The organism is Gammaproteobacteria bacterium (assembly GCA_022450155.1).
GTDB lineage: Bacteria > Pseudomonadota > Gammaproteobacteria > Arenicellales > UBA868 > REDSEA-S09-B13.
On the sequence record JAKUQR010000045.1, the window covers coordinates 1 to 8,004 of the forward strand.

General features: G+C 54.5%; 7 protein-coding genes and 1 tRNA gene. 2 read left to right on the forward strand and 6 right to left on the reverse strand.

Annotated elements, in window-relative coordinates:
- The 4 genes from MK323_14675 to MK323_14690 form a co-directional block, all read right to left on the reverse strand.
- Window positions 1–273 (reverse strand): GFA family protein (locus MK323_14675; protein ID MCH2483391.1); only part of this gene is annotated, 273 nt, incomplete at its 3' end.
- Window positions 274–545: 272 nt separating this feature from the next.
- Window positions 546–622 (reverse strand) — tRNA-Arg (locus MK323_14680).
- A gap of 481 nt (window positions 623–1,103) precedes the next feature.
- Window positions 1,104–1,604, reverse strand: a complete 501-nt coding sequence (locus MK323_14685) for a hypothetical protein (protein ID MCH2483392.1) — start codon at window positions 1,602–1,604, stop codon at window positions 1,104–1,106.
- A 91-nt stretch (window positions 1,605–1,695) separates the two neighbouring features.
- Window positions 1,696–2,691, reverse strand: a complete 996-nt coding sequence (locus tag MK323_14690) for a Gfo/Idh/MocA family oxidoreductase (protein MCH2483393.1) — start codon at window positions 2,689–2,691, stop codon at window positions 1,696–1,698.
- Window positions 2,692–3,433: 742 nt separating this feature from the next.
- Between MK323_14690 and MK323_14695 the strand changes: the two genes are divergently transcribed.
- The gene (locus MK323_14695; GenBank protein MCH2483394.1) at window positions 3,434–3,592 is read left to right on the forward strand and encodes a hypothetical protein; all 159 of its coding nucleotides are present in this window, start codon (window positions 3,434–3,436) and stop codon (window positions 3,590–3,592) included.
- Window positions 3,593–3,885: 293 nt separating this feature from the next.
- Window positions 3,886–5,088 carry an acyl-CoA dehydrogenase gene (locus MK323_14700; protein ID MCH2483395.1) on the forward strand — a complete coding sequence of 401 codons (1,203 nt, stop codon included), beginning with the start codon at window positions 3,886–3,888 and terminating at the stop codon, window positions 5,086–5,088.
- Window positions 5,089–5,369: 281 nt separating this feature from the next.
- Here MK323_14700 and MK323_14705 read toward each other — a convergent pair whose 3' ends face one another.
- Window positions 5,370–7,532, reverse strand: coding sequence for a molybdopterin-dependent oxidoreductase (locus MK323_14705; GenBank protein ID MCH2483396.1), 2,163 nt, complete (start codon window positions 7,530–7,532; stop codon window positions 5,370–5,372).
- A gap of 1 nt (window position 7,533) precedes the next feature.
- A complete protein-coding gene (locus MK323_14710) occupies window positions 7,534–7,992 on the reverse strand; it encodes a (2Fe-2S)-binding protein (GenBank protein ID MCH2483397.1) in 459 nt (152 codons plus the stop codon).
- Window positions 7,993–8,004 lie beyond the last annotated feature (12 nt).

The following is an 8,004-nucleotide window of genomic DNA, read 5'->3' on the forward strand; positions in this document are numbered from 1 at the left end:
TGAACCTCGCATGTTCGGGGTTTCTGATGAGACACCGGTACCACAGTTCTCACAAAAATGCCGCGTCACGGGACGTTCAAGGTCAGAACGACGAAATTGCTTCATTTCACCAGACGTGAGCTGAAAACTTTCAAGAGAAAATAGCATCAGCGCCGCTGGAAATCCTCCACTTATGTACTGACACTCCCGACAGTGACACTGAAGAGACGCTTGCGGTTCACCGTCAATTTCGTAACGAACTGCACCACAGTAACAACCTCCGGTTATCTTCATGTTATACGTCTCTCCAAATGGGGGATTTCGGCCAACGATTATAAATCAAAGATAATCTTTTGAGAGGCAACATGACGATTGGGGTAACGTGGTTTGCACTGATTTCAAAAATGATAGATAGGGCATTGTTTTGCGCCAGAATTGCAGTACTGACGGAAATTACCGAGTACATCAGCGAGGTCTTCTACAGCTGACATAACCCACATTTATGGGAACTTTGGGGATTTATGGGAACTCCCAAATTTTGAAACCTCCGTAACTCCTTGATTTAATGGCGCGCTCGGAGGGACTCCAACCCCCGACCACCTGGTTCGAAGCCAGGTACTCTATCCAGCTGAGCTACGGGCGCGTGTTTTGACTAGCTAATGTTCTTTATCCACCCTGTCCTGGCAATTGCGATGTTCCCGGAAATCGCTACAACGCTCCCCAGAATGGTGTTTTAGCTCTTCGAGAAAGACAGCTTGTTGCGGCAGTACCGGGTACCTACCAGTCCTGGAATCGGGTCAACCAAATTCCAGATGAAATGTCAGAGACGTACCCGTATCGTCGAATCCGGATCGATAAAAGGCGGGCATCCAAGAATAATCTCACTTCTCGTGCCAGTTTCTTAACCAAACCGCCGTGGAGAAATTGAGACTCGGGAAAATCACGCTTGACCCCGTTTTCTTCCCGGTTTCCGGTTCCCGCTGTGCGTGAACAACTGCATCAAGGGAGAGTTGTTGATAAATGTGACCGTGTGACTACACCGTCTCCGATCAAATCAAATACTGATCGGGCTGAGGTCAGTCATTCGTGACCTTTCGCAACTCACAATTCACGTTTTCCGGTGGTCAAACCTTCCCCGCCTCGCGCTTCTTGGTGTGCTCTTCGACACCCTTCTTGCCGGCGTCAGTCTCCGGCTTCCAGATGTTCTGGTGCGTGAGGAGATCGGTCTTTTCCCAGACATGAGTTGCGTCGCCCATGTACACAATGAACACCTCGCACCCATCCGGGTATTCGTACGGCCCGTGTGGGATGTCCCAGCCGAATACGTAGTCACCGGGGTGCAGATCCTTGCCGGCCACGCACATGCGGCCCTTGAGAACCAGGATCGAGTGCCAGCTCTGATGTGTGTGGGCTGGTTCGACGTATCCCGCTGGGAAGCGCTGCTTCATGTCGATGCGCTTCATCACCGGATCGTAGTTGAGGACCTTGACCTGTACACCGGGTGGGAGCTTCAAAATTCCACGCACGTCGTCATTTTCCCATGGGATCTCGTGATCATAGATCGCCTTGAATGTGTGGTCGCAGCCGTCCGCGGCAACGGGCTTGGTTGCTGTCTTCGTCGTCATTGCGTACACCCTCCTGTGGGATTCAATTCGAATTGTTTGCGCTTATTGTGCCGACACCGCCGGCAACCGACAAGCGCGCGCCGCGGCGCGCCTACTGGACCATGACCTTCTGTCCAGTTCGCGCCGATTCAATGATCGCCTCGAGCGCGGCGATGTTCGCGACCATTTCCTTCTGCGTCACGGGGTAGGGTGTGCCCCCCTCCGCGGCGTCGGCAAACGCTTCCAGGTTTGCGAGGACGCTCGAGGCGGGCGGATATTCCCGGGTTGTTCGCTTGTCGCCGCTCACCACTTGAGTGAGGGTCCAACCCTCGGGCGTGGCCGGGTGGGCCTTGTCGCGCACCTCGATCCATCCCTTATTGCAGTAGACCGCGAATCGGCCGTCGAACGGAGTGGCTAGAATCGCGGTGAGCAAGGCGTGTCCGCCCTTCCGGAATGAAACGAGGGCAGCGAGAGTGTCACCGTTGGAAAGTCGGCTCCCGAGTTGTTTGACGTTGCATACCACGGATTCCGCCTCGCCGAAGACGCCCACGGCAAGATCGAGTATGTGAATTCCCGTGGCTGTCATCGGGCCTGCGGGCGCCTCCTCTGGCGTCAGCCGCCAGTTATCTAAAGGGAAGGCGAGAAACTTGTCCTGACTGAAATTGGCCTCGACCTGCAGCGGCGTGCCCAGCTCGCCCGAGCGGACCGTGCGCATGAGGTCAAGGATCGGCGGTTCGAAGCGGCGCTCGTGCCCGACCGCGAGCGTGACCTTGTTCTTATTGACCGTGTCTAACGCGCGCACGACGTCCGTGTGCGTGAGCGACAGCGGCTTTTCGCAGAAAATGTGCTTGCCCGCCTTCGCAGCGGCAATGATCTGCTCTGTGTGCAGCGTGTGCGGCGTGCACAGCACCACACCCTGTATTGTGGGGTCCTTTAACACCCCGGAGTAGTCAGAGATGATCTCGAACTTGTGCTCGCGAGCGAACTCGGCTTCCGTCGCAGGATTGCGCTTGACGCCCTTCACCACCCGGAGCTTCGAACTCTTGCCGATCGCGGTGACGAGGGTTTTGCCCCACCAGCCCATTCCGATGACGGCAACGTTGAGCATGATCGCTACTCCGGTCCAAGGTTCCAGCGCGCATTATACTGCACGCGGTAACAGCATAATTCGTAAGTCGATTCACCCAGTCAATGACGACACCTGCAGCTTCGGAACCGAGCCGAGTCGGAGTTGAAACTGGTTACAACCCGCTAGGTTGGATAATATCAATAAAATTTTGGTCGATTGCATTCTACTGAGTCAGCACCTGATTCTCCCGGGCGTGACAATTTCTACCTGGTTAAGATAAATCATTTCAGCTGGACCTTGTCGATTGATGATAACCGTCTGTGATTTCATGAACTGTGACCTCCAAAGGGTAATTACATTTGAAGTACGAAATGCGTCACCGTTTTGTTTCTGCTGATGAGCGAATCCGTTTAGAACTCGCAGGCAGTCTGTTTCGAAACGGCTTTGAGCTCAGCGCGCGTGATCTTGACCGCGAAACTGCCGAACCGTTGATCGACTAGGATGTAATCTGGGTGTACTCACCTTGAAAACTAACGGAACAGGTCGACATGGTGATCACCTGTCTGACGAATCCTGCAGCCGGCGATGTGCCGGTGGAAGCGGAAGATAGGATCCTGGTAAGGCTGACTACAGAAAAAATCTGAACCCAGATGAGTACGACCGACGAGTGGGAGGTCAAACGACCGGGGCAACGGGTATGAGAAACGCTGTTTAGGGCATTTGTTCTCTATGAAGAGGGGTTTATTCTTCCTATACTCGCAGTTAATTAAAGGGGAGCGATATGAGTCTCAAGTCACTTACTCATTGTTCAATTCGAACGGTGAGGCTCCAGGAAACCCGGCAATTTCATGTCGGTGTTCATGATAGGGAGGGCGGCGATAGACCTGATTTTCCCTTTCCAGGCGTATGGCTGTATGTCGATTATTTTGCAGGGCTGTAGCTCGTTGGTGTCGATCTTGATGATTCGTCAGGTCTGAAGGAATATTTTGGGGATAAAATCAGTGCTGAAGCGCTAAACGGCTCGGGTGCTTTCAACCATATCGTATTCCGGGTTAAGAATTCCGATGCACTGAATTCTCGTTTGAACGGTGGCGGCTACACGTATCGTGAACGGAACGCAGCCAGTATGAATCTGTTCCAAGTCTTTGTTGAAAGCCCAAATGGCATCACGATCGAACTGAATAATCGGGAGCAGATCAAGTCGCCACATAATTGTTAATATCGGATTTAGACATGGCCAAAGTAACAACCATAGGTGCTGCTAGTTCTCAGCCAGACCGCGAAGAAATGCTGGCGCGCGCAGCGGCTATGACACCTAGGCTGTTGGAGCGGGCGGAGCACGTGGAAAACACCCGAATGATTCACCCGGACACGGTCCAAGACTTCTGGGATACGCAACTGTGGTCTATTCTCAAGCCCAAGCGCTACGGGGGGCTCGAACTTGATTTCGGAACAGTCATTGACATACCGGACCATATTGGGCGTGGCTGTGGGTCAACCGCCTGGATTTATACCAATCTCATCTGTCATGACTGGATGCTGCCAATGTGGCAGGCGGCGGCGCAAGATGCGGTCTGGAAGGATAATCCACAGGCGTTGATCGCCTCGTCTCTGGTGGTGACTGCTGGTTGCGCGAAGTCAGTGAGTGGCGGCTTCGAGCTTTCTGGTCGGTGGCCCTATTGCAGTGGCATCGACCCCAGTGACTGGATGATGATAGGTGCCATGATCGACGATGAAGGGCCCAAACGCCCGCTTTGGCTGGTGGCACCACGAGGTGAATTCGAGGAGATCGACACCTGGCAGGTGACCGGTCTTGTCGGGACCGGAAGTCGCGACGTGCAGTGCGAGGGATTATTTGTGCACGATTACATGACACTTGAGCCCAGGGAGACCCGCGGCGGCTCCACCCCGGGCACACCCCATGTTCCAGGCCTTCTCTATCAGCTTCCAGTTCTTGGTATTTTTCCCCATTTCCTGGTCGGGCCAATGGTCGGAATCGCGCAGGGCGCGTATGACGATTACGTGGGTGAAATTCGTGAACGGGTCTCGACTCATAACGCCTCCAAGCTGGCGGAGCACACGCAAGTCCAGGTGAAAGTAGCAGAGGCTGGTGCCCTGATCCAGGCAGCTCGTCTGCTTTCGCATGCCAATATTCGCGAGGCGGAACAAATTGCCCAGTCGGGGCGTCAACCCTCCGTGGAAGAGAAGGTCTGTTGGCGGCGAGATGGTGCTTATGCTGCGCAGAACTGCGTCAAGTCGATCCAACTATTGCAGTCTGTAATCGGTGCGGCTGGAAATTATCTGTCCAATCCTTTTCAACGCCGTTTTCGCGATTTGCATGCAGCTGCCGGGCAGATCCAGGTTAATTTTGATATCAACGGTGCTGAATTTGGCCGTGTGGCTCTCGGTCTGGAGCCTGTCAACAAGGCAATCTGATTCTGGTTCCAGGTGAGGCAGGGTCTGGTTGGTGAATTCAGGTAATTTAGCGACTGCAGTCTTTGTTGGGAGAGTCCGCCGTACTTTGGGTGCACCTGCAATAACTACGATGAATCGACTGACTATCTTTAATCGTTAGTCGCTACGCTTCTGCCATTGCCTGCTCGATCACTATCTGTGTCCTTTTAACCAACTCTCCTTTTAGGTGAGAAGTGACGTTTACCGCTTTTGGGTCGTGGGTCATGTTCGATCTCTTTCGACTGGACCCAGGTCGAGATGGACTACTGCTTGAGCGCCGCAGCGAGAATGTTGTCCTGATTAAACGGCATTCTGGACATACAAAGACCGGTAGCCCGTCGAATTGCGTTGCCAATGGCACCACCGGTAGGCCCGCCCACCGCCTCACCCGCCCCAAGAAAGGATTCACCCGGACGATCAATCAACCGGGTCTGAACATGAGGCACGTTGTTGAACCGGATGATCGGGTAGGTATCCCAATCCCGACTGGTCACTCCGTTTGCATCGTAGGTGACCGCTTCATAGAGTGACCAGCTGGCCGCCTGGATGAGGCCACCTTCTAGCTGGGTTGTGAGCCCGGCAGGGTCAACGACCTCTCCGGCGTCGGCAACGATCCAGGCTCGGATAAGCCTGACATTGGCCTGTTCTGAAACCTCGAGTTCTATGCCGACTGCACAGTAGGCAGCAGCATTCTTGTAACGGGCAAACGCGATACCCTGACTCAGGGCATCGCCGGATCCAGCCGTATCGGCCGCCATTTGTTCGGACAGCGACTGAAGTACCTGTCGGCCGCGTTCATCATCTAAATGCTGCAAGCGAAACTCAACCGGTGGTACGCCCGCGGCATCTGCCAGCTGATCTATGAGGGATTCGATAGCGACGATGTTGGCGAAAGCGCCAAGTGTTCGCAGCGCCGACGTGCGTAACGGTAGCTTGCGCACCAAATGTTTGACCAGGCGTGGGTTGGGTATCGTATACAGAGGATCAAGATTACGGTGGATGCCGACATGTGGCCCCATTGCCGGTTGAGCTAGGCTTTGTTCCGGTGCGCCTGTTCGAAACTGGTTAGAGAGTAGTTTTGCAGCGGGGGAGCCTGTTCGACCGGCTGCCGGTCGACCCATGATAAAGGTATCGCCATAACTTTCATGTGACCAGTCTATGATCTTGCCATTTCCATCCAGGCTGGCGCGCAACTCGCAGACCATGGCTGAGCCGTACGGCTCCCAAGCATGTTCTTCTTCCCGGGTCCATTTCAGCAGCACCGGCTTACCGGGGATAGCAAGCGCGATCAGAGCGGCATCGAACGCAGCGTCGTCTGCGCCGTTATGGCCGTAACATCCGGCACCGGGCATAAAGATCACCTGGACAGTGTCAACGGGCATGTGCAGGGCTTCGGCGATTGCGCCACGCAATGGGTAAACCCCCTGCGAGTGTGTGTAAATCGTCAGCAGATCGTTTTCATAAACTGCACAAGCGGCGGACGGTCCAATAGAGCCGTGCATGAGGTAGGGTTTTTCAAGGATACTGTTGAGCGTGATTACCGCTTCTTCCGGTGGTTCAGTCAGCGGGGAAACCGGCTGTTCAATCGGGACACCGCCCTCTGCCACCGGCAGACTCACCTTCGGGTTTGACCGCAGGGCAGAAAACACATCTTTAGTCGGAATACCACTGCCCAAATCCCATTGGATGGCACTGGATAGTCGAGCAGCAGCTTTGGCAGCCCTATATTCATCAGCTGCAGCCACAGCGAGAAAACTGCCGTCCCGGACCGTAACCACGCCGGAGTGTTTGAGGTACTCGATGACTGTGGAATCTAGTGTGTCGATCCGTGCCGCGCAGTGGGGCGGTCGAACGACCCTACCGTGCAGCATCTGGGGCAACTGGAGGTCATGAACAAAGACGGTTTTACCGTGAACAATGTCGGCCAGCCCTTTGGGGGTGACAGCTTTACCAATCCAGCCGTAATCAGCCGGCCGTTTGAGTGGTGCAGTTTCATCAATCCGGACGCTTAAGCTCGTCTCGGACAGCAAAGACCAGTAGCTCACCTGTGCACCGGTAGCAGGAGACCGAACTATTCCGTCATCGACGACCAAAGCCCCAGGCGCATCTCCTAATACATCTGCAGCAAGATCTATCAGATAGCGACGCGCTGTCGCGCTTGCCAGTCTTATTGCAGATCCGGAATGCTGCATCGACATGCTGCCTGCCGTGAAACCTTCATCAGGATCCAAGCCTGTCTGTGTACGATTGACATCAATTCGATGGTAATCGACGTCCAGTTCTTCTGCAGCGATGATGGCCAATGCTGTTGAGATGCGTTGGCCGATATCGACCTTACCGGTGTGCACAACGATTCGTTCGTCCGCCGTGAATTCCAACCACTGATCGACGTTTGGATGTGCTGCAATACTGGGATGAACGCTCAACTTAAGTGTCCCTATCAATCACCTGCTGGATCGCGGCCAGTACCCGAGGCTGACTGCCGCAGCGACAAAGGTGACGATCAAGTGCCCCATGGATGTCTGCCGCTGTAGGTTGGCTGATTTGGTTTAACAGGGCCGTTGTTGCAATGACTATACCCGGAGTGCAGTAGCCGCACTGGGCTGCGCCTTCTTCAATGAATGCCTGCTGCACGTTGCGGCCCACTGCATCTTCGGCCAATCCCTCTATGGTCACAACCTTCTGGTCTACGAAATCAGCCACAGGCCGTACACAACTCAGGGTAGATTCGCCGTTGACGAGCACGGCACAGGCGCCGCACTGCTCACTCGCGCATCCGATTTTTGCGCCAGTTAAACCCAGCTCGTTTCGCAGTACAAAAACCAGCGGTGTATCCGGCGCGACTTCCAGAGCGTGGGCCTGTCCGTTTATGGTGAGGAGTATCATCGATATCGATAA